The organism is Pseudomonas sp. SIMBA_041 (genome assembly GCF_046535095.1).
In the GTDB taxonomy this organism is placed as follows: domain Bacteria; phylum Pseudomonadota; class Gammaproteobacteria; order Pseudomonadales; family Pseudomonadaceae; genus Aquipseudomonas; species Aquipseudomonas mucoides.
Genome location: NZ_JAWRXJ010000659.1, coordinates 1 through 252, shown reverse-complemented (window position 1 = coordinate 252; position 252 = coordinate 1). Strand labels below are relative to the sequence as shown.

The following is a 252-nucleotide window of genomic DNA, read 5'->3' as shown; positions in this document are numbered from 1 at the left end:
GAAGGGAATCCTTGGCCGATTGCGCGGGTCCTTGCTTAGACTGCCTGTATTCACTGATTCGAGGTTCGCATGCCACCCGCCCATACCGAAACGGCCACTTCCCCTTCGTTGCTGAGCGCCTGGCGACAACAGGTGGTGAACACCCCCTGGCTCAGCGCCGGCCTGGGCTTGAGCCTGCTAGCGGTCGTCGTACCCCACAGCAAAACCCGCTGTCGCAGCTCTCCAGCGTGTTCAACCAGTCGCTGCTCAATC

1 pseudogene is annotated in these 252 nt (G+C 61.5%); it reads left to right on the top strand.

Annotated features, from left to right (window positions below):
- Positions 1 to 69: 69 nt before the first annotated feature.
- Positions 70 to 252, top strand: a pseudogene (locus tag SB725_RS32760) (hypothetical protein); the annotation flags it as partial.